Annotated in this window: 22 protein-coding genes; 14 read left to right on the top strand and 8 right to left on the bottom strand. The window is 73.7% G+C overall.

Annotated features, from left to right (window positions below):
* Positions 1-41 precede the first annotated feature (41 nt).
* A complete protein-coding gene (locus tag ACGF07_RS14365) occupies positions 42-1,337 on the bottom strand; it encodes a zf-HC2 domain-containing protein (protein WP_392898491.1) in 1,296 nt (431 codons plus the stop codon).
* On the bottom strand, positions 1,334-2,023 hold the full coding sequence (locus ACGF07_RS14360; RefSeq protein WP_392898488.1) for a sigma-70 family RNA polymerase sigma factor: 690 nt from the start codon (positions 2,021-2,023) through the stop codon (positions 1,334-1,336). Before ACGF07_RS14360 ends, ACGF07_RS14365 begins: the two co-directional genes overlap by 4 nt.
* Before the next feature lie 711 nt (positions 2,024-2,734).
* Here ACGF07_RS14360 and ACGF07_RS14355 point away from each other — a divergent pair.
* On the top strand, positions 2,735-3,208 hold the full coding sequence (locus ACGF07_RS14355) for an ATP-binding protein (protein ID WP_350738716.1): 474 nt from the start codon (positions 2,735-2,737) through the stop codon (positions 3,206-3,208).
* Positions 3,209-3,597: 389 nt separating this feature from the next.
* Here ACGF07_RS14355 and ACGF07_RS14350 read toward each other — a convergent pair whose 3' ends face one another.
* Entirely contained in the window at positions 3,598-4,602 is a 1,005-nt protein-coding gene (locus tag ACGF07_RS14350; protein WP_350738713.1) for a helix-turn-helix domain-containing protein, read from the bottom strand.
* 123 nt (positions 4,603-4,725) lie between these two features.
* Here ACGF07_RS14350 and ACGF07_RS14345 point away from each other — a divergent pair, with 123 nt between their 5' ends.
* The 4 genes from ACGF07_RS14345 (at position 4,726) to ACGF07_RS14330 (ending at position 8,461) form a co-directional block, all read left to right on the top strand.
* Complete coding sequence (locus ACGF07_RS14345; RefSeq protein ID WP_392898485.1) at positions 4,726-6,147, top strand: MFS transporter; 1,422 nt, start codon at positions 4,726-4,728, stop codon at positions 6,145-6,147.
* Between the two features lie 135 nt (positions 6,148-6,282).
* Positions 6,283-6,810, top strand: coding sequence for a GNAT family N-acetyltransferase (locus ACGF07_RS14340; protein ID WP_350738707.1), 528 nt, complete (start codon positions 6,283-6,285; stop codon positions 6,808-6,810).
* Between the two features lie 115 nt (positions 6,811-6,925).
* Complete coding sequence (locus tag ACGF07_RS14335) at positions 6,926-7,270, top strand: DUF4229 domain-containing protein (RefSeq protein WP_350738704.1); 345 nt, start codon at positions 6,926-6,928, stop codon at positions 7,268-7,270.
* 219 nt (positions 7,271-7,489) lie between these two features.
* The gene (locus ACGF07_RS14330) at positions 7,490-8,461 is read left to right on the top strand and encodes a LacI family DNA-binding transcriptional regulator (RefSeq protein ID WP_350738701.1); all 972 of its coding nucleotides are present in this window, start codon (positions 7,490-7,492) and stop codon (positions 8,459-8,461) included.
* Between the two features lie 273 nt (positions 8,462-8,734).
* On the opposite strand, the gene ACGF07_RS14325 is transcribed toward ACGF07_RS14330, so the two are convergent.
* Positions 8,735-9,943: an MFS transporter gene (locus ACGF07_RS14325; RefSeq protein WP_350738698.1), complete on the bottom strand. Its 1,209-nt coding sequence runs from the start codon at positions 9,941-9,943 to the stop codon at positions 8,735-8,737.
* Between the two features lie 463 nt (positions 9,944-10,406).
* Here ACGF07_RS14325 and ACGF07_RS14320 point away from each other — a divergent pair, with 463 nt between their 5' ends.
* Positions 10,407-11,756, top strand: coding sequence for a dicarboxylate/amino acid:cation symporter (locus tag ACGF07_RS14320; protein ID WP_392898481.1), 1,350 nt, complete (start codon positions 10,407-10,409; stop codon positions 11,754-11,756).
* Between the two features lie 309 nt (positions 11,757-12,065).
* Here the strand turns inward: ACGF07_RS14320 and ACGF07_RS14315 are convergent, their stop codons facing one another.
* Complete coding sequence (locus ACGF07_RS14315; protein ID WP_188301247.1) at positions 12,066-12,269, bottom strand: cold-shock protein; 204 nt, start codon at positions 12,267-12,269, stop codon at positions 12,066-12,068.
* Positions 12,270-12,645: 376 nt separating this feature from the next.
* Here ACGF07_RS14315 and ACGF07_RS14310 point away from each other — a divergent pair, with 376 nt between their 5' ends.
* From ACGF07_RS14310 to ACGF07_RS14280, 7 genes are all read left to right on the top strand, one after another.
* A complete protein-coding gene (locus ACGF07_RS14310) occupies positions 12,646-13,560 on the top strand; it encodes a menaquinone biosynthesis protein (protein ID WP_350740279.1) in 915 nt (304 codons plus the stop codon).
* A gap of 332 nt (positions 13,561-13,892) precedes the next feature.
* Complete coding sequence (locus ACGF07_RS14305; protein WP_392898477.1) at positions 13,893-15,755, top strand: serine/threonine-protein kinase; 1,863 nt, start codon at positions 13,893-13,895, stop codon at positions 15,753-15,755.
* Positions 15,756-15,828: 73 nt separating this feature from the next.
* Positions 15,829-17,049, top strand: a complete 1,221-nt coding sequence (gene mqnC, locus ACGF07_RS14300; protein ID WP_350740274.1) for a cyclic dehypoxanthinyl futalosine synthase — start codon at positions 15,829-15,831, stop codon at positions 17,047-17,049.
* A 10-nt stretch (positions 17,050-17,059) separates the two neighbouring features.
* Positions 17,060-17,995: a hypothetical protein gene (locus tag ACGF07_RS14295; protein WP_392898474.1), complete on the top strand. Its 936-nt coding sequence runs from the start codon at positions 17,060-17,062 to the stop codon at positions 17,993-17,995.
* A gap of 257 nt (positions 17,996-18,252) precedes the next feature.
* Positions 18,253-18,840, top strand: coding sequence for a hypothetical protein (locus ACGF07_RS14290; protein ID WP_350740263.1), 588 nt, complete (start codon positions 18,253-18,255; stop codon positions 18,838-18,840).
* A 153-nt stretch (positions 18,841-18,993) separates the two neighbouring features.
* The gene (locus tag ACGF07_RS14285; RefSeq protein WP_350740260.1) at positions 18,994-19,689 is read left to right on the top strand and encodes a demethylmenaquinone methyltransferase; all 696 of its coding nucleotides are present in this window, start codon (positions 18,994-18,996) and stop codon (positions 19,687-19,689) included.
* Positions 19,690-19,793: 104 nt separating this feature from the next.
* Positions 19,794-21,104 (top strand): geranylgeranyl reductase family protein, encoded by a 1,311-nt coding sequence (locus tag ACGF07_RS14280; protein ID WP_392898471.1) that lies wholly within the window; start codon positions 19,794-19,796, stop codon positions 21,102-21,104.
* Positions 21,105-21,318: 214 nt separating this feature from the next.
* On the opposite strand, the gene ACGF07_RS14275 is transcribed toward ACGF07_RS14280, so the two are convergent.
* From ACGF07_RS14275 to ACGF07_RS14265, 3 genes are all read right to left on the bottom strand, one after another.
* On the bottom strand, positions 21,319-21,732 hold the full coding sequence (locus ACGF07_RS14275) for a MazG-like family protein (RefSeq protein WP_392898469.1): 414 nt from the start codon (positions 21,730-21,732) through the stop codon (positions 21,319-21,321).
* 64 nt (positions 21,733-21,796) lie between these two features.
* A complete protein-coding gene (locus tag ACGF07_RS14270; protein ID WP_392898466.1) occupies positions 21,797-22,507 on the bottom strand; it encodes a peptidylprolyl isomerase in 711 nt (236 codons plus the stop codon).
* Positions 22,508-22,717: 210 nt separating this feature from the next.
* Positions 22,718-23,482 (bottom strand): TetR/AcrR family transcriptional regulator, encoded by a 765-nt coding sequence (locus ACGF07_RS14265; RefSeq protein WP_392898464.1) that lies wholly within the window; start codon positions 23,480-23,482, stop codon positions 22,718-22,720.
* Positions 23,483-23,530: 48 nt separating this feature from the next.
* Between ACGF07_RS14265 and ACGF07_RS14260 the strand changes: the two genes are divergently transcribed.
* Positions 23,531-24,196, top strand: coding sequence for a CatB-related O-acetyltransferase (locus ACGF07_RS14260; protein WP_392898461.1), 666 nt, complete (start codon positions 23,531-23,533; stop codon positions 24,194-24,196).
* Positions 24,197-24,232 lie beyond the last annotated feature (36 nt).

Here is a 24,232-nt window from a genome sequence, read left to right as displayed (position 1 = left end):
TGCGGTGCTGCCGCTTCACCGTCGGGACAGGCGCTGCCGCTTCATCGTCGGGACAGCAGCGGCAGCGCGTGCAGCACCTCGCGCACCGCGGCCCGGTCGCCGTGCTCGCCGACCGGCAGCCGGTCCGGGTCGCGGTGCGCGGCGGCCAACTGGCAGAGCTCCAGGCCGTCCAGGACCATCGAGGCCACCGGCTCCCCGCCCGCCGGACCGGTCTCCTCGGCGTCCAGCGGCACCAGCCACTCACCCGCCGCCGGGCCGTCCACCACCAGCCGCAGCCGTCGGCCGCCCGCGGCGGCGCCGGTCGGCGGCCCGCCGACCGAGGCCACCGGCGCCCCGGCGTGCTCGGGGCGGGCCGCGCGCAGCCCGGCCAGCGCCCGGGGCAGCAGCCGGACCACCAGCCCCACCATCTGCCGCAGGTGCTGCGGAGCCGGCGGCCCGTACGGGTAGGCCACCGCGCGGGCCACGTCCTCGCCGTGCACGTAGCACTCCAGCGCGCGGTCCACGAAGGCGTCCCGCAGCGGCAGCACCGCGAAGCCGAGGTCGACCGGGGCCCCGCCCTGCGGGGCGAGCGCGGCGCCGCGCACCAGGTCGTGGGTCTGCCGCCGCCACCTGGAGCGCACCGACTGCGGGGGCAGGCCGGCCTGGTCGGCGAGCAGCCGGGCGGTGCGCGCGGTGATCGCGGTGTACGGGCCGCCCTGCGGCGGGACCCGCGGCGCCGGAGCGACCGGCTCCTGCGGCGGCACCCGCCGCTCGACCGGCGGGCGCGTCCCGGCGGAGCGGGTGGTGGACGGCCCGGCGGAGCGGATGGTGGGCGGTCCGGCGGGGGAGGCGCCGGTGGCGGTCGCGGCGGCGTCCGCGGTGGGGGTGCCGATACCGGTGGACAGCGGGTCGGGCAGGCCGAGGGCGAGCGCCAGCACACCGTCCACGGCAGTCAGCCGTCCCAGCACCTCCGCCGGGCGCAGCCGCTCGGTGCCGCCGTGCCACGGGAGTTCGGCCACCTCCTGCCACTCCTCCGGGCCGAGGTCGCGCAGCAGCGCGTCGAGCTTGGCGGTCTCCGCCGTGTACGGCATCCCCCAGGCGGGGACGGGCAGTTCGGCCGGGCGACGGGCCAGGCACCAGTCCAGCACCTGCTGACGCAGGGCGCCGGGCTGGTCCAGCGGTTCGTCGAGGGAGAGCCAGCCGGCCGCCTCGCGGAGTCGGGCCGCCTCGGTGGCGCACTCCGGGCAGCGGGAAAGGTGCTGCTCCAACTCGGCGGCCTCGTGCGGCGGGCAGGCGCCGAGGGACCAGGCGCCGAGCAGCGAGCGCAGCGCGTCGTGGTGCTCCTCGGAGGTGTTCACCCGTTCCCGTCCTCGTTCCTGCCGCGGTCCTTGCCGCCGTCCTTGCCGTGGTCCTCGCCGCGGTCCTGACGGGCGCGCCGGTCGGGGGTTCCGTCGGTCGGTCCGTCAGCCGCCTCGCCGGTCGGTCCGTCAGCCGCTTCGTCAGCCGCTTCGTCGGCCAGTTCGGTGGCCAGCAGTTCCAGCCCGAGCCGCATCCGCTGCTTGGCGGCCTGTTCGCTGATGCCCAGCAGTCGGGCCGTCTCCTGGTAGGTGCGGCCGTCGTAGTACGTCACCGCGATGGTCACACGCAGGGGCCCGGGCAAGGAGTCGACCACGTACTGTACGCGCGCGGCGGTGGCAACGGCGCGGATCTCCTCCTCGCTCGCGCCGGCGCCGCCGCCCCTGGTCCACTCGGCGGCCCGCCGGGCCCGCAGCCGTTCGACCGCGCGGCGGTGGGTGAGCGCGCCGAGCCAGGAGCGCAACGAACCCTGGGCCGGGTCGAAGTCCTCGGGGTGTTCCCAGACGTGGGCGAACACCTCGCGGGTGAGCTGGGCCGCGGACCCCTGGTCGGCGAGTATCCGGCCGGCCAGGCCGTGCACCATCGGCGCGAGCTGGTCGTAGAGTTCGCCGAGGGCGGTCTCCTCGCCGCGGGCGAGGCGCCACCGCAACTGTTCGTCCCAGCTCGGGTTCCGGTCCTGGGTGGCCATCGGGAACCACCCTTCCGACCGGTCCGCTGGCGTTACCCAACGGTATCCCGCGGCCGGTCGCCGGCGGGAGGGAATCCGGCAAGAACGGAACCCCGCCTTGCGGATGGTCCGCCCCGGAACGCGGGCGGACGGCCGGAGTGCCGGCGGGGCGCCCGGAGGCGGGTGTCGGAGGCGGGGCGCCCGGTGGCCGGCCATCCGGAGGCGGGGCATCCGGAGGCGGGGCGCTCGGCGAAGGGCGTCCGGCGGTGGGGCTGTTCGATGCCCGCTGGACATATGTCGTACGGGTGGTTCGCGAGTGGCGGGCCGGGCGCGGGGGTCGTCCGGCGGTAGGTTCCCGCCAGGGCGTGTCCGCGGCGGACCGGCGGAGGCGCCCCGGGTGACGGCCGGTCGGACCGGGCCGGGCGAGCGCCGGTGCGAGGCTCGCGAGAATGAACGGGACAGTATGCACTGCCCCGTCCCCCGATCGCCGGAATATGCCCGAAGCCCTTGCTGCCGTCCGTCCGCCCACCCATCCTGAGGCGTATTCGTGTCGCGCCGCTGCGCGGCCGGCGAGTTGGCGCGGACGAGTGGGCGCCGGGCGGACGGGTCGGCGAGCGCCCGGCCGGGCCCGGGTGGCAACGGGCGATGTGCGAGGGCCGTCGGCCGGTCGATCCGGGCCCGACCCGGCCCGATCGGGACGACGGCCGAACTGCGAGTGCGGGTGGTGGAGCGGTGCAGGTTCTTCAGGTACAGCTTGCGGTGCAGGCGGACCCCGCCGAGGTCGGCCGGGCCCGTCGGTGGGTGCGCTCGCGGCTGCTGAACCACGGTGTGGACCCGGACGCGCCGATGGCCGAGACGGTGGTGCTGGTGGTCTCGGAGCTGGTGACCAACGCCGTGGTGCACACCGGCTGTCCGGCCGTGCTGCGGCTCTGCCTGCCGATGGCCGGTGACGCGGCGCAGCCCCGTCCGGCCGGCCCGCTGCGGGTGGAGGTGGCCGACGCGAGCCGGACGGCCCCGGCCCCGCGGCACGCGGGCGCGGACGAGGACGCCACCAACGGCCGGGGTCTGGAACTGGTCGAGTTGCTCTGCGAACGCTGGGGCTGGCACCCGGACGGTACGGGCAAGCGGGTGTGGTGCGAGATCGGTGCCGATGCACGCCCGGCGGACCCGTTGGCGGGCGCGGACTGGGCGGCTTTGGCGCAATAACGGCTTTCGGCACGGTAGTCGGCCGGTGCTGATCACCGGCCGAAAGGTGACGCAACCATTCCGAATTTCGGACTACCCATTGACGTGACGTATCCGACTGATCACGCTTGGGTGCGGCTCTCCGTTGCGAGGGGACGCCGAGGGAAGTCCGTCCGCCGCCACGGTGCTGCTGTCCAGGGGGAACGCGTCAGCAGAAGGGGCCGTGGGCTGCCGGTCGCGGGCCGTTCCTCGGCGAGTGCGGAGGGCCCGGCGCGGGCTCGCGGCCCGCGCGTCGCGATCGGACGGTGGCCCGCCGCGCCGCGCTGGGGGTGCGCGCGGCCGGCTGCCGTCCGGGTGCGACCGGGAAGCGTTCAATTCCGGCCACCCGTCCGTCCTTTCCCCGGCGTCACTCAGGAAGCGCGCCGCACGGCCGGCCCGGTGCCGCCGGCCGGCACCGTCCGGAAGGTGCGCCGGTAGGCGCTCGGCGCGACGTCCAGGCGGCCGCGCAGCTGCATCCGCAGCGACGCGGCGGTGCCGAACCCGGACTCCCGGGCCACCTGGTCGATCGTCAGGTCCGTGCGCTCCAGCAACTGGCGGGCCCGCTCGGTGCGCTGGGTGGTGATCCACTGGCCCGGGCTGGCGCCTGTCTCCTCCCGGAACCGCCGGGTGAAGGTCCGTACGCTCATGCCCGCCCGGTCGGCGAGCTGGCGCAGCGACAGCGGCTCGTCCAGGTGCTCCAGCGCCCAGGCGCGGACGGCGGTGGTGCTGAGGACGCCCGTCTCCACCGGGCTCGGGGCCTCGACGTACTGCTTCTGACCGCCCTCCCGCCACGGCGGCACCAGGCAGCTGCGGGCCACCGCGTTGGCCACGGCGCTGCCGTGGTCGCGGCGCACCACGTGCAGACAGAGGTCCACCCCGGCGGCCACTCCGCCGGAGGTGAGGACGTCGCCGTCGTCGGTGTAGAGCACGTCCGGATCCAACTTCACCTGCGGGTACATCCGGGCGAAGCGGTCGGTGTAGCTCCAGTGGGTGGTGGCCGGCCGGCCGTCGAGCAGACCGGCCGCGGCCAGCAGGAAGGAGCCGGTGCAGATCGACATCAGCCGGGTGCCCGGCCGGATCCGGCGCAGCGCGGCGGCCAGTTCGGGGGTGAAGGCGGCGTCGACCACGCTCGGGGAGGTGTCGCGGGAGGCCGGCACCACCACGGTGTCGGCCCGCTCCAGCAGTTCCGGGCCGTGGTCGACGGCGATCCGGAAGTCCGTGCTGGTGCCGACCGGGCCGCCGTCCACCGTGCAGGTGGCCACCTCGTAGAGCGGCTGCCCGTCGCCGTCCCTCGCGCTGCCGAAGATCCGGGCGGGGATGCCGAGTTCGAAGGCGATCACGCCCTCCAGCGCGAGTACCGCGACCAGGTGCGCCATGTCCTGTCCTTCCGGCGGTGGGTGGCTCCGGGCCAGGGTACGCCGGAGTCGTGGCCCGATCCTTGCGAAAGCTGTCATTCAGGCCACTCGTCCGGGCGCCGGCCGCTCGGGACACTCGTCCCCGTGACCGAACGCAGCGTCCCCGCCCCCACTGCTCCTGACCGTCCCGGTCCTGACCGGGCCGTTTCCGACCGGCCCGAGGCCGAACGGGCCGTTTCCGACCGGGCCGAGGCCGAACGGCCTGTTTCCGACGAGCCCGTGGCCGACCGGCCCGTTCCCGCCAAGCGCCCCCGGGTGCACTACGCCTGGGTGGTGGCCGGCGTCGCCCTGCTCGTCCTGCTCGGCTCGGCCGGCTTCCGCTCCACGCCCAGCCTGATGATGGACGCCCTGCACAACGAGTTCGGCTGGTCGCTCGGGACGATCTCCAGCGCCACCTCCGTCAACCTCACCCTCTACGGCCTCACCGCGCCCTTCGCCGCCGCCCTGATGGACCGTTTCGGCGTGCGCCTGGTGGTGGTCTGCGCCCTGCTGACCATCTCGGTCGGCGCCGGACTCACCATGCTGATGCGCCAGCCCTGGCAACTGGTGCTCTGCTGGGGCGTGCTGGTCGGCCTCGGCAGCGGCTCGATGGCCGGCGCCTTCGCCACCACCATCACCGGCCGCTGGTTCCAGGCCCGTCAGGGCTTCGTCACCGGGGTGCTGACGGCCGCCGGAGCGGCGGGGAACCTGGTCTTCCTGCCGGTCGGCGCCTGGCTGGTCGAGCACCACGGCTGGCGCGCCGCCGTGGTCGTGGTCTCGCTCGCCGCCTGTGCCGTCGCCGTGCCCGTGCTGCTGCTGATGCGCGAACGGCCCGCGGACATCGGCCTGTTCCCGTACGGCGCGACCGAGGCGCCACCCGCCCCCGCCAACGGCGGCCGCGCCCTGGCCCGTTCGCTGCGGGTCCTGCGCGACGCCGCCCGCACCCGGCAGTTCTGGCTGCTGGCCGGTTCCTTCGCGATCTGCGGCGCCACCACCGTCGGCCTGGTCGGCACCCACTTCATCCCGGCCGCGCACGACCACGGCATGCCGGTCACCGCCGCCGCCGGCCTGCTCGCCCTCATCGGCCTGTTCGACGTGGCCGGCACCGTGTTCAGCGGCTGGCTCACCGACCGGGTCGACTCCCGGCTCCTGCTCACCGTCTACTACGGGCTGCGCGGCATGTCGCTGCTCCTGCTGCCGCAGCTGCTCGCCGGCTCGCTCGAGCCGCCCATCACCGCCTTCGTCGTCTTCTACGGCCTGGACTGGGTGGCCACCGTGCCGCCGACCGTCGCGCTGTGCCGCCGCCACTTCGGCGAGGACGCCCCGATCGTCTTCGGCTGGGTGCTGGCCGCCCACCAGATCGGCGCGGCCGTCGTCGCCGGGCTGGCCGGCCTGGCCCGCGACGCGCTCGGGAACTACGACCTCACCTGGTACGGCGCCGGCGCGCTGTGCGCGGTCGCGGTCGGGCTCTGCCTGGCGCTGTGCACCGGACGCCCGGCGGAGCGAGCGGTGGCCGCACTGCCGTAGGGCTGCGGCCGGCCGGTGGTGGGCGCCTGGTCGTAGGCATCAGTCCGGTGAACGGTGTCCGTCCGGTGAACAGTGTCCGTCCGGTCGTGCGGGCTGTTCGCCGGTGTGTTCGATCGGAGGTCTAGGCTCCGCATCATGGCGCTCACCTTCACCCTGGACCCGAAGCTCGACCCCGATCTGCGCACCGCCGTCGTCCGGCTGTGGACCGACGTGACCAACGCCGGCGGCGCGGTCGGCTTCGTGGCGCCGGTCACCGAGGACGAGGTCTGGGACACCGCCGACCGCCAGTTCGCCGGGATCGCCCCGGACGGCCCCGACCGGCTGCTGGTCGCGCACGACAGCGCGACCGGCCGGCTGGTCGGGATGCTGGTCTTCGCGTCGATGCGGTTCGAGCCGATGGCGCACTGGCGGATGCTCAAGCGGGTCATGGTGCACCCCGACCACCAGGGCCTCGGCCTGGGCGCCCGGCTGCTCGCCGAGGCCGAGCGGGTCGCCCGGGAGTGGGGTCTGGAATCGCTGCGGTTGACGGCACGCGGCGGCATGGGCCTGGAGCACTTCTACGCCCGCAGCGGCTACCGCGAGGTCGGCCGGGTGCCGGCCGCGATCCGGGTCGCTCCCGGTGACGACCGCGACGACATCACCATGTGGCTCGACCTGCGCTGATCCGGCCCGCCGGACGGCCGCGGCAGCCGGGTACGGCGGACCCCTGACCCGCTCCCGCCGTCAGGCATGCTTGACTGGAGGACCCGCCGGCCCGAAACGAGAAGGAAGTGTCCCAGTGAGCAGCAACGGCCCGCAGAAGTCGCACGCCACGCTCCGCTACACCTCCATGCGGGTCAGCATCTTCCTGGGCTGCCTGCTGGTGGCCCTGCTGCTCGGGCACTTCCAGGTCATCCCGGTCAGCGGCGAGGCCGGAGTGATCTTCCTGTTCCTGCTGGCCGCGGTCGCCTCCGCGCCGCTGAGCTACGTGCTGCTGAGCAAGCAGCGCGACGAGATGTCCTCGCAGATCTCCTCCAAGGTCGCCGGGCTGCGCAGCCGCACCGCCGAGCGGATCGCCGCGCAGAACGCCGCCGAGGACGCGGTGGACGACGCGACCCGCGCGGCCACCGCAGGCCGGAACTGACCCGGCTCGCAGCGCCGCCGCCCGCCCGTGCCGCCCGCTGATCCCCGCTCCGCCGATTCCGACGTCGCCGATTCCGACATCGCCGGTTCCCGTGCTGCCGATCCCCGTGCCGCCGCCGAGCGGCCCGCTGACGACGAGCGGTCCGGTGACCGTGACCGGCCCGGTGGGAGCGGGGCCGGGACGTGGCCGGCTCCCGTACGCCGCCCCACCGGGCGGGACGTGGCCCGGCTCGCCGGGGTCTCGCAGGCGACCGTCTCGCTGGTCTTCTCCGGCGCCGAGGCCGGGCGGCGGGTCTCCGAGGCCACCCGCCAGCGGGTCCGGGAGGCCGCCCGCAGCCTCGGCTACCGCCCGCAGGCGGCCGGGCGCCAGCTGCGGCTGGGCCGCAGCGGAATGATCATGCTGGCCGTGCCCAACCTCCAGGGACCGTTCTTCGGCCGGGTGTTGGAGGGCGTCCACCACGAGGCCGGCCGGCACGGGCTGGCGGTCGTGGTCAGCTCGGGCTGGGGCAGCGCCACGCTCGCCGAGGCCGCCACCGCCGGGCGCTTCGACGGCCTGCTGATCTGCTCCCCGGACGACAGCCAGCTGGGTGAGCTGCCCGCCGACACCCCCGCCGTCTTCCTGGATGCCGATCCCGGCACCGACCGGGCGCGGCCGACCGTCGAGCTCGACGTGGCGGGCGGCATGCGCGCGGCCGTCGAGCACCTGGCCGCCCTCGGCCACCGCAGGATCGGCCACCTGCGCTCCACCCACGCCGCGTACACCTTCCGGGTCCGGCAGGCGGCCTTCGAGCAGACGGTGCGCGAACTCGGCCTGGACGTCCTCGAGTTGGGGGTCAGTCTGAACGAGGGGTACGCCGCTGCGCGGAGCGTCGCGGGTCAGCTGCTGGAACGGGAGGACCGTCCGCGCGCGGTGATCTGCGACGACGACGTGGTCGCCTCCGGGGTCTACCAGGCCGCGGCCGAGCGGGGGTTGCGGGTGCCGGACGACCTCTCCGTGGTCGGCATGGACAACGTCGCGGTCTCCGGACTGCTCGCGCCGCCGCTGACGACCGTGGACCTGCCGGGCGAGGAACTGGGCCGGGCGGGTGCCGCCGCCCTGGCCGGGCTGTTGCGCGGGGAGCGGGTGGAGCCGGTCGCGCCGCTGGCCACCTCCCTGGTGCTGCGCTCCTCGACCGCCCCGGCTGCGCGCTGAGCACCTCGCCGGGTGGTGCGTCGTCCTGGTCGGTCGGGCAGATGACCCGGCTGGCCCGAGTGGCTCTGCGGACCCGGCTGTCCCGGCTGACCTGCTGGCCCTGCGGACCTGGCTGACCCGGCTGTCCCTGCGGACCCGGCTGTCGCCGATGGCGCGCTGAGCCGTGGCGTGAGCGTTCGCGGGGACGCCAGGGGGCCGTCGGCCGTCCCCGGCTGACAGGACTGCGCCCGCCGGGCCAGACCCCCGGCGGGCGCAGTCGCTCGTGGGGGCCGCTCAGCCCACCGGGACGGGCTGCGGCGCCGCCGTGACCGGGGTGGTGCGGAACGAGCCCCGGGCGGCGAACAGCAGCAGGCCGCCGAGTGCGATGCCGCCGGCCGCGCAGAGGGCCACCGAGCGGAGCGAGCCCTCGGCGAGGTGGCCGGAGACGGCGTAGCCGAGCGAGTTGCCGGTGGCGAACAGGGTCACCAGCCAGGCGAAGGCCTCGGTGACCGTCCCGGTCGGTGCGAGTTCGGCGACCAGCACGAAGGCGGCCGCCAGCAGCGGGGCGAGCACGATGCCGGAGAGGAAGGCCAGCGCGGCCATCGGGTACGGGCCGGGCAGTGCCACCAGCGGAAGGTAGGAGGCGGCCATCGCGAGGGCCATCATCCAGGTGCGGGTCGCGGTGGTCCGGCGCCAGTTGACGGCGCCGTAGGCCAGTGCGCCGAGCAGGCCGCCGAGCGCGGCCAGGGCCAGCAGCGTGCCGCCGCCACCCGGCAGCCCGTCGGCGTGCCGCTCGGCGTAGGCGATGAACAGCACGTTCTGGGCGCCGACTGCCCAGCCGGCGCCGGCCAGCCCGATCAGCAGCAGCACCAGGCCGGGGGAGCGCAGCGGGCCGAGCAGTCCGGCGGAGTGCCCACGGGCGGGGGCGCGCCAGTCGCGGGCCGGTCCGGCGGTGGCCACGATCAGCGCGCCGGCCAGCCCGAGCCCGGCGGCCACCCAGAGTGCGGCGACGGGGCTGAACAGGCCGGAGATCCCGGCAACGGCCAGCGGTCCGGCGACGTAGAGGACCTGCTGGGAGGCGGAGTCGAAGGCGTAGGCGGTGTCGAGCTGCTCCTCGTCGACGACGTCCGGCCAGAGCGAGCGCAGGCAGGGCTCCAACGGGGGCATGGCGAGGCCCGCGACGGCGGCGCCGAGCGGCGCGGCGAGCGGGGAGGCCGGGGCGAGGGCGAGCAGCGCGTACCCCCCGCCGGCCACCACGGCGGAGACCAGCAGGACGCGCGGCTGGCCGGTGCGGTCCACGATCCGTCCGAGCACCGGCCCGCCGACCGCGGCGGAGATCGCGTAGGCGGCGGTGGCCAGCCCGATCCGGCTGTACGGGACGTCGGCCTCGCGCAGGGCGAGGGCGATCACCAGGGCGGTCATACCGGCGGGCAGGCGGCCGAGCAGGGTGCCGAGCAGGAGTCGGGTGACGTGCGGGGCGCGGAGCAGGGCGAGGTAGCCCATCGGTGGTGTTCTCCGGTCAGGGCAGGGGAGGGGGCGGGGACACCGTGAAGGTTATACGTATAACTGCGCCCGGTCAATCCGCCCCGGGATCAGAACTGATGGGGCGTCAGGTTCGTTCGTGTCCGGAGATCGCCGGCGAGGGGTGGCCGGTTGTCGCCCGATCTCAAACAACTACTTTGAACATCTCAAACCTTTACTGCTAACGTATCGGCCGTGACCACCTCAGACGCACTGCGGATGCACGGCCCGGGCCCGCTGCCCGGCGCCGCCCGCCCGTGCGCTCTGACCGGTGCTGTGGACAGCCCGCGCCGTTGTCGCGCCACGCCCCGTGCCGGCTCGAGCTGTATCTCGGCGGCACGCCCCTGAACGGGGTCCGCGACCTCTCCCGTCCGGCCCCCTGCCGTGCCGCCTGCTCCGCCCACACCCCACCGTCAGCAACGCCCTCCCCCGGAGTCGCACCCCCATGTCCACAGCGCCCGAGGCGACCTCGTCGCCGTCCGTGCTCACCCGCATCCGCAAGACGCCGTTCTGGGTGCAGATCGTCGCCGGCCTCGTGCTCGGCGTCGCCCTCGGCTACCTGGCCCGCGCCGCCGACATCTCCTGGCTGGCCACCACCCTGGAGACGATCGGCAAGATCTTCGTCCAGCTGCTGAAGCTGGCCGTGCCGCCGCTGGTGTTCACCGCGATCGTGGTGAGCGTCGCCAACCTGCGGGGCGTCACCAACGCAGCGCGCCTGGCCACCCGCACCCTGCTCTGGTTCATGATCACTTCGTTGATCGCGGTCGCCATCGGCCTGGGCCTGGGCCTGCTGACCAACCCGGGCCAGGGCACCAACCTGAAGACCGAGGGCCTCAAGGCGCTCGACTCCCAGGGCAGCTGGATCGACTTCCTGACCGGGATCTTCCCGACCAACATCGTCGACGCCTTCGTCAAGGTGAACGTCCTGCAGATCGTCTTCATGGCGGTCGTGGTCGGCGCCGCGATCATCAAGCTCGGTGCCAAGGCGGAGCCCGTCCTCAAGCTCAGCGAGTCCGTGCTGGAGCTGACCCAGACCGCCCTGTGGTGGGTCATCCGGCTCTCCCCGCTCGGCACCCTCGGCCTGATCGGCAAGTCCGTCGCCAAGTACGGCTGGGACCTGCTCAAGCCCTTCGCCACGCTCACCCTCGACATCTACGTCGGCTGCGCGCTGGTGCTGTTCGTCGTCTACTCGTTGCTGCTGCGCTTCGCCGCCGGCCTCAACCCGCTGCACTTCTTCAAGGGCGCCTGGCCCGCGATCCAGCTGGCCTTCGTCTCGCGCTCCTCGGTCGGCACCCTGCCGGTCACCCGCCGCGTCACCGAGCGCCTCGGCGTCCCCAGCGAGTACGCCTCCTTCGCCGTTCCGTTCGGCGCCACCACCAAGATGGACGGCTGCGCCGCGATCTACCCGGCCGTCGCCGCGATCTTCGTCGCCCAGGTCTACAACATCGACCTCGGCATCAAGGACTACGTCCTGATCGCCTTCGTCTCGGTGGTCGGCTCGGCCGCCACCGCGGGCCTGACCGGCGCGATCGTCATGCTGACGCTGACCCTGTCCACCCTGGGCCTGCCGCTGGAGGGCGTCGGCCTGCTGCTCGCCATCGACCCGATCCTGGACATGATGCGCACCGCGACCAACGTCGCCGGCCAGGCGCTGGTGCCGGTGGTGGTCGCCGCACGGGAGAAGATCCTGGACGTCGCGGCGTACAACAACCCCTCCGGCGACCTGTACGAGGAGGACGCGCCGAAGGCCGTCGCCCCGGAGCAGGCGGGCGTGAAGACGCCGGCCGCGGTCTGACCGGAGCCCATCGACGGGGCCTCCGCGGAGGTGTGTTCCAGACGTTCCAGACAGACGAGGGCCTGTTCCCGGCGCCGTACGGTGCCGGGAACAGGCCCTCGTCGCGTGGGTGGCCCGCTGTGGTGGGGTGCTCCGCTTCTGGGCGGCCGTCGGCTTCTGGGCGGCCGTCGGCCGGCCCTGGGGAAAGGCAGGGGGCCCGCCGCGATGGGCAGGCCCCCTTGGGTGCTGCTCTTGTGCTCATGGTGACGGCTGTCGGGAGCCGCCGGCGGACCCGTACGGGTCCCGAGCGATCAGAACATCAGAGGATTGTCAGACAGCGGTGACGTTCTCCGCCTGCGGGCCCTTCGGGCCCTGGGTGACGTCGAAGGTGACCGTCTGGTTCTCCTCCAGCGAACGGAAGCCGTTCGCGTTGATGGCGGAGTAGTGGACGAAGACGTCGGGGCCGCCGCCATCCTGGGCGATGAATCCGAAGCCCTTCTCAGCGTTGAACCACTTGACGGTTCCCTGAGCCATGCCGTTCTCCTTGCGATGCGTGTCGGGGGCCACACCGTGTGACACCCGGTCCGCTGCGCTGATCGCCCTGCCTCCGGACGAGTCCGAAGTTTTTCGATATTGCTGAAAAACTACAAAAAGCCTGCGGTTACATGCTCCGCAGGCTTCAAGTACTGCAAGGGGAATCAAACTGCAACTGAGGGCAACGCTAGCATGCGGTCGCTGTGACGACCAGGGGTCGCTCGTGGTGCGGACGGCGCGTGTCGTGAAGGCCGGGAGCCGGGCGGGGGAAGGCCTGTTGAGGGCGCACCCGGGCGTGTCGGGTGGCCGGTGCCGACCGTCGTGACCACTGGGCATACCCTGCGGGGAGGCGTACGAACAGCAAGGGAGCGGCGCAGTGGCAGCGGACGCGCAAACGCGGGAGCCTCAGGAAAACACGCCGGTCAGGCCGCGGGTCGGCCATATCCAGTTCCTGAACTGCGTCCCCCTCTACTGGGGCCTTGCCAGGACCGGCAACCTGCTCGACCTCGACCTCACCAAGGACACTCCGGAGAAGCTGAGCGACCAGCTGGTCGACGGCTCCCTGGACATCGGGCCGATCACCTGCGTGGAGTACCTGCGCAACGCCGACGACCTGCTGGTGCTGCCCGACATCGCGGTCGGCAGCGACGGCCCGGTGATGTCCTGCCTGATCGTGAGCAAGGTCCCGCTCGCCGACCTCGACGGCCGCCGGGTCGCCCTCGGCTCCACCAGCCGCACCTCCGTCCGACTGGCCCGGTTGCTCCTGGAGGAGCGCGAGGGCGTCCGTCCGGACTACTTCAGCTGCCCGCCGGAGCTCAGCGCGATGCTGGCCGAGGCCGACGCCGCCGTCCTGATCGGCGACCCGGCACTGCGCGCCTACCTCGGGCAGGCCGCCGACCTGGGGCTGACCGTCCACGACCTGGGCGCCATGTGGAAGGAGTGGACCGGCCTGCCGTTCGTCTTCGCGGTCTGGGCCGTGCGCCGCGAGTTCGCCGAGCGCCGCCCCGAGCTGACCGCGGCCGTCCACCGGGCCTTCCTGGAGTCCCGCGACCTCTCCCTGGTGGAGGCCGCCAAGGTCGCCGAGCAGGCCGCCCGCTGGGAGTCCTTCGGGCCGGACGTGCTGGAGCGGTACTTCAGCGAGGCACTGGACTTCTCGCTCGGCGAGCGGCAGCTGGCCGGCGTCGCCGAGTTCGCCCGGCGGGTCGCGTACGACAGCGGATTCGAGCCGGACGTGGCGGTGCGGTTGCTGGAGCCGGCTGCGCTGCCGGCCGCCCTGCCGGCCGGTCGGTGACGCCGGGCGGCGGCTCCCGGCGCCAGGACCCGTCGGCGGACCTCGGGAGGCGGCGGACGCCCCTGCCGTAGGGGAGCGGCCGGCGCCTGTTCCGTGCGGGAGCGGCTGCTGTTCCTCCGGTGCGGAAGCGGCTGCCGTCTGTTCCGCGTGGAAGCGGCTGCCCTCCCCGAGGGTTCCGGAGCGCCCCGGGTCGGCCCGGACCGGTACGGTCTGCTCCCGAGACGTGTCCGGCGGGTGGCCCCCGGGTGCGCCGGAGGCGGCGCACGCGGCCGGGACCGCCTTGGGGGCGCGCGTCCGGGGGTGAGGGCGAGGGCGAGGGGAGCGTGCGGGGCATGCGGGCACTGGGGTCGGACGACCCGCGTCAGGTGGGCGCGTACCGGCTGCTGCGGCGGCTCGGTTCGGGCGGTATGGGCCGGGTCTACCTCGGCCGGACGGCCGGCGGGCGCACCGTCGCCGTCAAGGTGGTGCGTCCCGAGCTGGCGGACGACGCCGAGTTCCGCGCCCGGTTCCGGCAGGAGGTGGCCGCCGCCCGGCGGGTCGGCGGCAGCTGGACGGCGCCCGTCCTGGACGCCGACACCGAAGGCGAGCGGCCCTGGGGCGCCACCGGCTACGTCGCCGGTCCCTCGCTCACCGCCGCCGTCCAGCAGTACGGGCCGCTGCCCGACCCGGCCGTCCGCGGCCTCGGGGTCGGGCTCGCCGAGGCACTCGCCCACGTGCACGGGCTCGGCCTGGTGCACCGCGACGTCAAGCCGTCGAACGTCCTGCTGACCCTGGACGGGCCGCGACTCATCGACTTCGGGATCGCCCGGGCGCTGGATGCGACCAGCGGTTTCACTCGATCGGGTTATGTGGTGGGTTCACCCGGCTTCATGTCGCCGGAGCAGGCGAACGGGCGACAGGTCGGTCCGGCCGGGGACGTCTTCTCGCTCGGTGCCGTGCTGGCCTTCGCCGCCACCGGCGTGCACCCCTTCGGCGAGGGGGTCAGCGCGGCCGTCCTGCTGTACCGGGTGCTCCACGAGGAACCGGACGTGACCGGGGCCGCCGAGCCGCTGCGGACGATCATCCTCGACTGCCTGGCCAAGGACCCGACTGCCCGGCCCACGCCCGCCCAGCTGGCGGCCCGGCTCGACCCGGACGGCGCGGGCACCGCCCGGCTGTGGGGTTTCCTGCCGTCGGCGCTCGCGGCCGGGGTGGGGCGCAGCGCGGTGGAACTGCTGGACCTGGAGGACGAGCCGGCGGAAGCCGCGGGAGGCGGGGAGAGCAGGGGGAGCGGGGAGAGCAAGGGGAACGGGGAGAGCAGGGGGAGCGGGGGGAGCAGGGGGAGCGGGGGGAGCGGGGGGAGCGGGGAGAACAGGAAGGGCGCGGAGAACAGCAGGGGGGTTGCGGAGGCCGGCGCTGGGAGCGTGGGCGTTGCCGGGGGCGTGCGTGGCGGGCCGGGCGCCGGGGGCGCGGACGGGGCCGAGGTGGTGCCGACGCCGACCATGCCGGCCGGCTACTACCCGCCGGGCGGGTTCGGTCAGCCGGCACCGGAGAAGGCGTGGTGGCGGCGACCGGCCCGGCTCACCACGGCGGCCGTGCTGGCGGCCGCGGTGCTCGCGGGCGTGGGGTACGGACTCTACGAGCAATGGCACCGGGACGATCCGGTGGTTCCGGCCGTGGGGCCGCTGCCCGTCCCGTCGATCGACCCGAGCGACGCGATCGCCTCGCCCGGGGCCTTCGTGCCGGGCGGCACGGACGGTGCCTCGGCGTCCCGGTCGGCAGCACCGTCGACGGGCCAGGCCCCCTCCGCGTCGCCGTCGGCGGCCGCGACCGGCGGACCGAACGCGGTGCCGGCCGCCTTCCTGGGCACCTGGACCGGGGACATGGTCACCGACAAGGGACTGCCCGGCGGCACCACCACCCTCACCGTCCGTCCGGCCGCGATCGGCCAGGAGGCCACCACCAGCCGCAACGCCGTCACCGGCCTGGTGTCGATCAGCTGCGAGGGCGCCTGGACGCTCAGGTCGGTCTCCGACACCAAGCTGGTCTTCCAGTCGCGGCTGGTGCGCTCCTCGCTCCCCGGCACCTGCACCGGAGGCGCCGAGACCGAGACGCTCACCCTCCAGGCCGACGGGACGATCAGGTTCAGCTCCGCCGACCCGGCCGCCGGGAACCCCGTCGGGACGATGCACAAGGTGAACGGGACGGCGGGCTGAGGGTGTCCGAAAGGCCTGGCGTAGGCTGGTTCGGCCGTACCCCCGTAGCACTTGAGAGAGAGAAGGCCGCCAGGTGACCGAGCTCGCAGCGACCACCCTCGATGCGTCCAGCACCGACCTGCAGGCCGTGCTCGACCGGGCCGCCGGCGGTGGCCGGATCACTCCGGAGGAGGCGTTGGAGCTCTACCGCTCGGCGCCGCTGCACGCGCTCGGCTCCGCCGCCGACGCCGTGCGCCGCCGTCGCTACGCCGGTACCGAGCACATCGCGACGTACATCATCGAGCGCAACATCAACTACACCAACGTCTGCGTGACGGCGTGCAAGTTCTGCGCCTTCTACGTGCCGCCGAAGAGCGACAAGGGCTGGTCCCGCGAGCTCGACGAGATCCTGCGCCGCTGCGCCGAGACCGTCGAACTCGGCGGCACCCAGATCATGTTCCAGGGCGGCCACCACCCGGACTACGGCGTGGAGTACTACGAGCGCGCGTTCTCGGCGATCAAGGCCGAGTTCCCGCAGCTGGTGATCCACTCGCTGGGCGCCTCCGAGGTCGAGCACATGTCCCGGATCTCGGACGTCTCCGTCGAGGAGGCGATCACCCGGATCCACAAGGCGGGCCTGGACTCCTTCGCCGGCGCCGGCGCGGAACTGCTGCCGGAGCGGCCGCGCAAGGCGATCGCCCCGCTGAAGGAGTCCGGCGAGCGCTGGCTGGAGATCATGGAGATCGCCCACGGCCTCGGCGTCGAATCCACCTCCACCATGCTGATGGGCACCGGCGAGACCAACGCCGAACGGATCGAGCACCTGCGGATGATCCGCGAGGTGCAGGACCGCACCGGCGGCTTCCGGGCCTTCATCCCGTACACCTACCAGCCGCAGAACAACCACCTCAAGGGCTCGACCCAGGCCACCGTCTTCGAGTACCTGCGGATGATCGCGATCGCCCGCCTGTTCCTCGACAACGTCGCCCACATCCAGGGCTCCTGGCTCACCACCGGCAAGGAGGCGGGCCAGCTGTCGCTGCACTACGGCGCGGACGACCTCGGCTCGGTCATGCTGGAGGAGAACGTCGTCTCGGCGGCCGGTGCCAAGCACCGCTCCAACCTCACCGAGCTGATCCACCTGATCCGGGCCGCCGACCGCGTCCCCGCGCAGCGCTCGACCACGTACGAGCACCTGCGGGTGCTGGACGACCCGGCGAACGACCCGGTCGACCCGCGGGTCGCCTCGCACATCGCCTCCACGGCGATCGAGGGCGGCACCGCCCACCCCGAGCTGAAGATCCTGGACAACTGAGTCCGGACCGGTGCTGACCCTCCACCGGGCGGCCCTGGTGCTGCCCGACCCGGCCGACCCCACCGCCCCGTCCTTCGCCGACGGGGCGGTGGTGGTGCGCGGCGAGCACGTCGAGGCCGTCGGGCCCTACCCCGAGCTGGCGGCTGCGCACCCGGCGGCGCGGGTCCGGGACTGGGGACGGGCGGTGCTCACGCCCGGGCTGCGCAACCCCTACGGGCAGCGGGCGTTGGAGCGCGACTACCACCCGGACCCGCGGGAGGAGATCGGCGTCGAACCGCTCGCGGACGGCTTGGCCGGCTGTGCCGACGAGACCCGCTGCGGGGCGAGCGCACGACGGGGGCTCCAGCGGATGCTCGGCTACGGGGTGACGGCGGTGGCCGGGCCCTTCGAGCGGCCGTCGGTGCGGGCGGCGGTCGCGCGTTCGGGGCTGCGGGCGACGGCGGGGGAGCCTTCGGCGGGGGCGGGGGAGCCTTCGGCGGGGGCGGGTGCGGGGGAGCCGTCGGGCGTCGCGGTGGCCGGGGCGGGTGCGGGGGAGCCGTCGGGGGGCGCGGTGGCCGGGGCGGGTGCGGGGGAGCCGTCGGGGGGCGCGGTGGCCGGGGCGGCGCCCTTGGATCCGCTGGCGGTGCTGCCGCTGGGGCGGGCCGTGTACGGGCGGGTGACGGCCGGCGGGCGGGCGGACTTCGCGGTCTTCGAGCTCCAGGAGGCTGGGGAGGTTCGTGGGGCCGGGGTTCGTGAGGTCCATGAGGCCCAGGGGGTTTCGGAGGTTTCGGAGTTTCCGGAGGTTTCGGGGCTTCCGGAGGTTTCGGGGCTTCCGGAGGTCCGTGAGGCGGAGGTCCAGGAGGCCTCCGGAGGTTCCGCCGTTGACGAAGAGGGGAACTCCGGGCCGCGGGCGGGCGGCTGTCTGGCGACCGTCCTGGGCGGGCGGTTGGTGTACCGCCGACGGTGACGGACGGCGGGAGCCAACCGGTATGACGTACTCGTCAGTAGGCGGATCGCCCTGCTGCGCAAGGCACTTGCTTCGTGTGCACCCGAACTCCGGTACTCACCCCGGGGGGTGATTGCCCCTTCGCCGTGACCTGAGGGCCCGCCAGCGGATACGATCCCGGACAGCTCACTCCGTACCCTCACCACACCACCGCCCGTGCCCGCGGGCGGCGGGGCCGCGCCACAGGCGGGCCCCGGAGGCAAGCCAGGACAGGAACCATGCGAACCGCGACCGTTCCCCCGCCGCGCACCCCGCGGTTGGGCCGTGGTTGGTACCTCGCCGCCGTGCTCAGCGCAGTGCTGGCCGTCGGCATGTGCCTGCTCGGTTGGCGTCAGGCCGACCAGGCGGACCGGATCGGGGCACACCCGGTGAGAGTCGAAGGCGTCGTCACCCAGCTGCCCACCGGCGGCGGCACCTACAGCGCGGTCACCTACAAGGTGAGCGGCCAGCCGCACACCGCTGCCGCGCTGCCGCTGGCCGACGGCGCCAGAATCGGCGACACGATCTGCCTGGAGCACGCCGCCGACGACCCCGGAGCCGTACGGATCTGCGGCGACACCTACCCTCAGCCGGTCGGCGTCGGGCTGGCCCGGTTCAGCGTGCCGGTGGCCGTGGTGCTCTTCGCGATCTGCGTGCTGCGCATCCGCCGGCACCGGAGGACCGTCGCGGTCCGCAACGGGCAGGGCCGTCTCACCGCCAACCTCGCGCTGGCCGCCGAGGCGCTGGCCGACGGGATGCCCGCGATCACCCACGGCAAGCGCTCCCGCCGCCGGCGGCGTGCGGCCGGCCGACGCGGGGTGCACTGACCCCGTCGGGCGGCGTTCGGGCGGCCGAGGCGGGGTGCACTGACGCCGCCGGGCGGCGCGCGGGCGGCCGAGGCGGGGTGTACTGACGCCGCCGGACGGCGACCGGTGCGCCCCGTTGACCGGCGCGTCCGTTCCAGGGTGAACAATGGGTCCGTGACCCGAGCCTCTCTGGACAAGCAGCCGCACGAAGTCGCCGCCATGTTCGACGACGTCGCGGCCAAGTACGACCTCACCAACGACGTGCTCTCCCTCGGCCAGGCCCGCGCCTGGCGCCGGGCGGTGGCCGAGGCGGTGGCCGCCGGACCGGGGGACCTCGTACTCGACCTCGGGGCCGGCACCGGCACCTCCTCGCTGCCCTTCGCCGACGCCGGGGCCACGGTCGTCCCGTGCGACTTCTCGGTCGGCATGCTCACCGAGGGCAAGCGCCGCCACCCCGAGCTGCCGCTCACAGCCGGCGACGCCACCCGGCTGCCGTTCGCCGACGACACCTTCGACTCGGTGACGATCTCCTTCGCGCTGCGCAACGTCCAGGACACCGAGGCGGCGCTGCGCGAGATGCACCGGGTCACCAAGCCCGGCGGCAAGCTGGTGATCTGCGAGTTCTCCACGCCGACCTGGACGCCCTTCCGCACGGTCTACACCGAGTACCTGATGCGCGCGCTGCCGCCGGTGGCGACCGCCGTCAGCAGCAACCCGGACGCGTACGTCTACCTCGCCGAATCCATCCGGGTCTGGCCGGACCAGCCCTCGCTGGCCGCCAAGCTGCAGACGAGCGGCTGGTCGAAGGTCGCCTGGCGCAACCTCACGGGCGGGATCGTGGCGCTGCACCGGGGCTACAAGACCACGTAGCCCGGCGGGGCAGGGCGCGGGGGCCGCCGACGGCGTGAGCGGAACTAGACTGCCGGAGAACAAAAGCCGCCGTCCCCCCGCCGCAGCTCCAGGAGTGTGTCCACGTGTCCGAGACCGCAGCCGATCTGACGAAGCCGGACAGCACGGTCGAGAGCACCGCGGACGTCATCGTGGTGGGCGCCGGACCGGCCGGCTCCACGACCGCGTACTACCTGGCCCAGGCCGGGCTGGACGTGCTGCTGCTGGAGAAGACCGCCTTCCCGCGCGAGAAGGTCTGCGGCGACGGGCTGACCCCGCGCGCCACCAAGCAACTGGTGGACATGGGCATCGACGTCTCCACCGAGAACGGCTGGCTCCACAACAAGGGCCTGCGCATCATCGGCGGCGGCGTCCGGCTGGAGCTGGACTGGCCCGAACTGTCCTCCTTCCCCGACTACGGCCTGGTCCGCAAGCGCGCCGACTTCGACGAACTCCTGGCCCGCCAGGCCGAGAAGGCCGGCGCGCGGCTCTACGAGCGCTGCAACGTGAGCGGGCCGGTCCTCGACGACCGCACCGGCCGGATCGTCGGCGTCACCGCCAAGCTGGGCGAGGAGAAGCGAGCGGTCACCTTCCGCGCCCCCCTGGTGGTCGCCGCCGACGGCAACTCCACCCGGCTCTCGCTGGCCATGGGCCTGCACCGGCGCGAGGACCGCCCGATGGGCGTCGCCTACCGCACGTACTTCAACTCGCCGCGCCACGACGACGACTACCTGGAGTCCTGGCTGGAGCTGTGGGACACCCGCGACGGCCAGCGCAAGCTGCTGCCCGGCTACGGCTGGGTGTTCGGCATGGGCGACGGCACCTCCAACGTCGGCCTCGGCATCCTCAACTCCTCCTCCGCGTTCGGCGAACTCGACTGGCGCGAGGTCCTCAAGGCCTGGTGCGCGAGCATGCCCGAGGAGTGGGGCTACACGCCCGAGAACATGACCGACCCGATCCGCGGCGCCGCCCTGCCGATGGCCTTCAACCGGCAGCCGCACTACACCCGCGGCCTGCTGCTGGTCGGCGACGCGGGCGGCATGGTCAACCCGTTCAACGGCGAGGGCATCGCCTACGCGATGGAATCCGGCCAGATCGCCGCCGGGGTCATCACCCAGGCCCTGGCCCGGGTCACCGCCGGGGGGCGCGAGCGCGCCCTCCAGGCCTACCCGCGCATCCTCAAGGACGTGTACGGCGGCTACTACACGCTGGGCCGCGCCTTCGTGAAGCTCATCGGCAACCCCAAGGTCATGCAGCTGGCCGCCCAGCACGGCCTGCCCCGACCGCTGCTGATGCGCTTCACCCTCAAGCTGCTCGCCAACCTCACCGACCCCCAGGGCGGCGACGCGATGGACCGCGTGATCAACGGGCTGACTCGGGTCGCGCCCAACGCCTGATGAGCCGTGGTCCGGGCCGGGGCAAGGCCCGGGGTTGGGGCAGGGCCGGGGCAGGGCCGAGGCCGAGGCCGGGGTTGGGGCCGGGGGCCCGGGGCCCGGGGAGCCGGGTCGGGGCATGGGCTGAGAAGCTGAGGGGCGGGCTACGGGGTGGCGGCGTGCACCGGGCCGCCGCGGGCGACCCGGGCTGTGCCGGGGCTTCCGTCTTGCGGCCCGGTCATTCCGGATCGGTCGCCCCTCGGGTCGGCTGCGCCTGCTCCGCCGTCTCCGGCTGCTCCGCCGTCTCCCGCCGTTCCGAACTCTCCGGGAGGGGGCGGGCGGCGGCGGAGCGTTGCTCGACGTAGGCGAGGCGTTCGGCGAACACCCGGGACGCGTCCGGGGTGAGCGTGCGGAGCGCGACCAGGGCACTGAAGACGACGTCACAGAGCTCGTGCTGGACGTCCTCCCAGGTGTGGGTGACGCCCTTGCGCGGGTTCTGGCCGGTGGCGCCGATCACCGCCGCGCCCACCTCACCGACCTCCTCGGAGAGCTTGAGCAGCCGCAGCAGGCGCTCCTCCTGCGGCGACTGGGTGCTCTGTTCGTCCAGCCATGCGACCAGGTGGTCGACGCTCTCCCAGATCCGGCTGTCCATGCGGTGCTGCTCCCCTGCGGTGTCGTTGCTGCTGTCACCGTACGGGAGGCGAGCGTCGCCGGTGTCAGCGCTTGCTGATCTTCACTTGCCGGATGTTCACCGGGACGTTCGGGAAGCCGTCGCCCGGGTTGTTCTGGTCGTCCTCGCCGGCGGCGGCGATCTTCTGCAGGACGTCCAGACCGGCCGTGATCCGGCCGAACGGGGTGTAGGCGGGGGACAGCTTGGTGTCCTTCCAGACGAAGAAGAACTGGCTGCCGTTGGTGTTCGGACCGGCATTGGCCATGGCCACGGTGCCGGCCGGATAGGTGGCCCCGGTGAGGTTCTCGTCCGGGAAGGAGTAGCCGGGCCCGCCGCTGCCCGTGCCGGTCGGGTCGCCGCACTGCAGGACGTAGATCCGCTGGGTGGTGAGCCGGTGGCAGTGGGTGCGGTCGAAGTAGTCGTGCTCGGCGAGGAAGCGGAACGAGAAGGTGGTGCAGGGCGCCTTGTCGGTCAGGGCCTCGAAGGTGATCGCCCCCTGGTTGGTCCTCAGCGTCGCGCGGTACGGCTGAGCCGCTTTCCGGGCGTCGAAGACCGGGATGCCCTTGGAGTTGTCGGCCGGCACGGCCGGTGTGTAGGTGCAGGCCGCGCTCGGAGCAGGGGGGGCGTCCGAGGGCGCGGCGACGGCGGTGCCGGTGCTCGCCGCGAGCGGGAGGACGGTGGCGGCGGCGACCAGCGCCCAGTGCTTGCGATTCACGTGACGGGCCTTCCGAAGGGTGGTGGACGGCTGGATTGTCATGGAGGAATCATCCACGGGTGGGTGGGTCCGCGGTAGGGGGCGGGACGCCCGGGGCGGGTGTGGTGGCGCCGGGGTGATGGCGCGTCAATGGCCCTCGGGGTTGGTCGGGTCGGGGTGGGGGCGCTCGGATCGGTGAGGTCTTTGCGGTCGTCCTTGTGGTGTCGGTTGTCCTGCTCCGGTCGTCTCGGTCGTCCTGCCGGTCGTGGTTGCTCAGGCCTGGCTGCTTTCGTCGCCGTCGCCGTCGTTGCGGTCGTTGCGGTCGTTGCGGTCGTCGCTGTCGTTGCGGTCGTCGGGTTCGGCCGGAGGGGAAGCGAACAGTCCTGCGCGGGCGGCGAGGGCGGCGGCGTCGGCGGCTCGCTCGGCGGTGCGGGCGTCGAGCGGTTCGCCGGTGACGAACAGGCGGTAGTAGAGCGGGGCGGTCGCGGCCCGGACGACCTCGTCGCCGTCCGTTCCGGTGGGCAGCTCGCCGCGGGCGACGGCCCGTTCGGCCACCTCGGCGGCTTGGCGGTGGCGGGCGGCGAAGAAGGCGCGTAGCGCGGCGGCGCCGACGTCGGAGCGCTGGGCGGCGGAGATCAGCGCGGTCGGCGTGGGGCCGAGCTCCGGATCGGTGAAGACGCTGAACACCTCCTCGGTGATCCGGCGAAGGTCCTGCCGGAAGTCGCCGGTGTCGGGCAGCGGCCAGGGCTGGTCGGCGGAGGACGCCAGGGCCTCCGCGACCAGTCCGTCCACGCCGCCCCATCGCCGGTAGAGGGTCGCCTTGTGGACGCCGGCGCGGGTGGCGACCGCCTCGACCGTGAGGCCGTCGTACCCCTTCTCGGTGACTTCGGCGAGCGTGGCGGCGACCACGTCCGCCCGGACCCGTGCGGTGCGGCCACCGGGGCGCGGGGTGGGAGTGCGGGGTGGCTGCTCGGGGTTGGTCACTTCGGTCAAAGTCGACTCCAGTCGCGTTAACTCTTGCTGTGGGGTGGCGGTCATGCCATGCTGATCGTAATGCGATTCCTGTCGCATTACGAGAGGAGCCGAATGACCGCCACTGCCATCCCCGACCCCGCCCTCCTTCACCCGCTCGCCGGCCACGACCGGGTCGTCCTGCTGCGGTCGCTCGTCACCGACCCGCGGATCGAGGTCGGTGAGTACACCTACTTCGACGACCCCGAGGGTGCCACTCGCTTCGAGGAGCGGAACGTCCTCTACGCGTACGGTCCCGAGCAGCTGGTGATCGGCAAGTACTGCGCGATCGCCACCGGGACCCGCTTCCTGATGGCGGGTGCCGCCCACCCGGACATCGGCGTCTCCACCTTCCCGTTCACGATGTTCGGCGGCAGCTGGACGGAACGGACCCTCGACCTCGTCACGGGTCTGCCCACCCGGGGCGATACCGTGATCGGCAACGACGTCTGGCTCGGCTTCGGGGCCACTGTCCTGCCGGGCGTCAGGATCGGCGACGGTGCGATCGTCGCTGCCGGTGCGGTGGTCACCGCTGACGTCGAGCCGTACACCGTCGTCGGAGGCAACCCTGCCCGACCGATCCGGCGCCGCTTCGACGATGCCGACGTCGAGCGGCTGCTCCGCGCGGCCTGGTGGGACTGGCCGGTCGAACTCGTCACCGAGCACGTCCGCGTCATCATGTCCGGCACGCCGGCCGACATCGAAGCGATTGCGGCGGCGAACGGGTTGCTCGACGACTGACCGTGCGGACGGAGTGACCCGCGTGGACAGGAGGGG

Source organism: Kitasatospora sp. NPDC048194 (genome assembly GCF_043202455.1).
In the GTDB taxonomy this organism is placed as follows: Bacteria; Actinomycetota; Actinomycetes; order Streptomycetales; family Streptomycetaceae; genus Kitasatospora.
The sequence above is the reverse complement of the archived record's forward strand: the minus strand, read 5'-3'. Positions and strand labels throughout refer to the sequence as shown.

Excerpts from the sequence above, each read along its gene's own strand:
- ACGF07_RS14270 (WP_392898466.1), bottom strand. The coding sequence starts at position 22,507 with ATGACAATCCAGCCGTCCACCACCCTTCGGAAGGCCCGTCACGTGAAT.
- ACGF07_RS14320 (WP_392898481.1), top strand. The coding sequence starts at position 10,407 with ATGTCCACAGCGCCCGAGGCGACCTCGTCGCCGTCCGTGCTCACCCGC.
- ACGF07_RS14260 (WP_392898461.1), top strand. The coding sequence starts at position 23,531 with ATGACCGCCACTGCCATCCCCGACCCCGCCCTCCTTCACCCGCTCGCC.
- ACGF07_RS14290 (WP_350740263.1), top strand. The coding sequence starts at position 18,253 with ATGCGAACCGCGACCGTTCCCCCGCCGCGCACCCCGCGGTTGGGCCGT.
- ACGF07_RS14360 (WP_392898488.1), bottom strand. The coding sequence starts at position 2,023 with ATGGCCACCCAGGACCGGAACCCGAGCTGGGACGAACAGTTGCGGTGG.
- ACGF07_RS14325 (WP_350738698.1), bottom strand. The coding sequence starts at position 9,943 with ATGGGCTACCTCGCCCTGCTCCGCGCCCCGCACGTCACCCGACTCCTG.
- ACGF07_RS14275 (WP_392898469.1), bottom strand. The coding sequence starts at position 21,732 with ATGGACAGCCGGATCTGGGAGAGCGTCGACCACCTGGTCGCATGGCTG.
- ACGF07_RS14350 (WP_350738713.1), bottom strand. The coding sequence starts at position 4,602 with ATGGCGCACCTGGTCGCGGTACTCGCGCTGGAGGGCGTGATCGCCTTC.
- ACGF07_RS14305 (WP_392898477.1), top strand. The coding sequence starts at position 13,893 with ATGCGGGCACTGGGGTCGGACGACCCGCGTCAGGTGGGCGCGTACCGG.
- ACGF07_RS14265 (WP_392898464.1), bottom strand. The coding sequence starts at position 23,482 with ATGACCGCCACCCCACAGCAAGAGTTAACGCGACTGGAGTCGACTTTG.
- ACGF07_RS14315 (WP_188301247.1), bottom strand. The coding sequence starts at position 12,269 with ATGGCTCAGGGAACCGTCAAGTGGTTCAACGCTGAGAAGGGCTTCGGA.
- ACGF07_RS14340 (WP_350738707.1), top strand. The coding sequence starts at position 6,283 with ATGGCGCTCACCTTCACCCTGGACCCGAAGCTCGACCCCGATCTGCGC.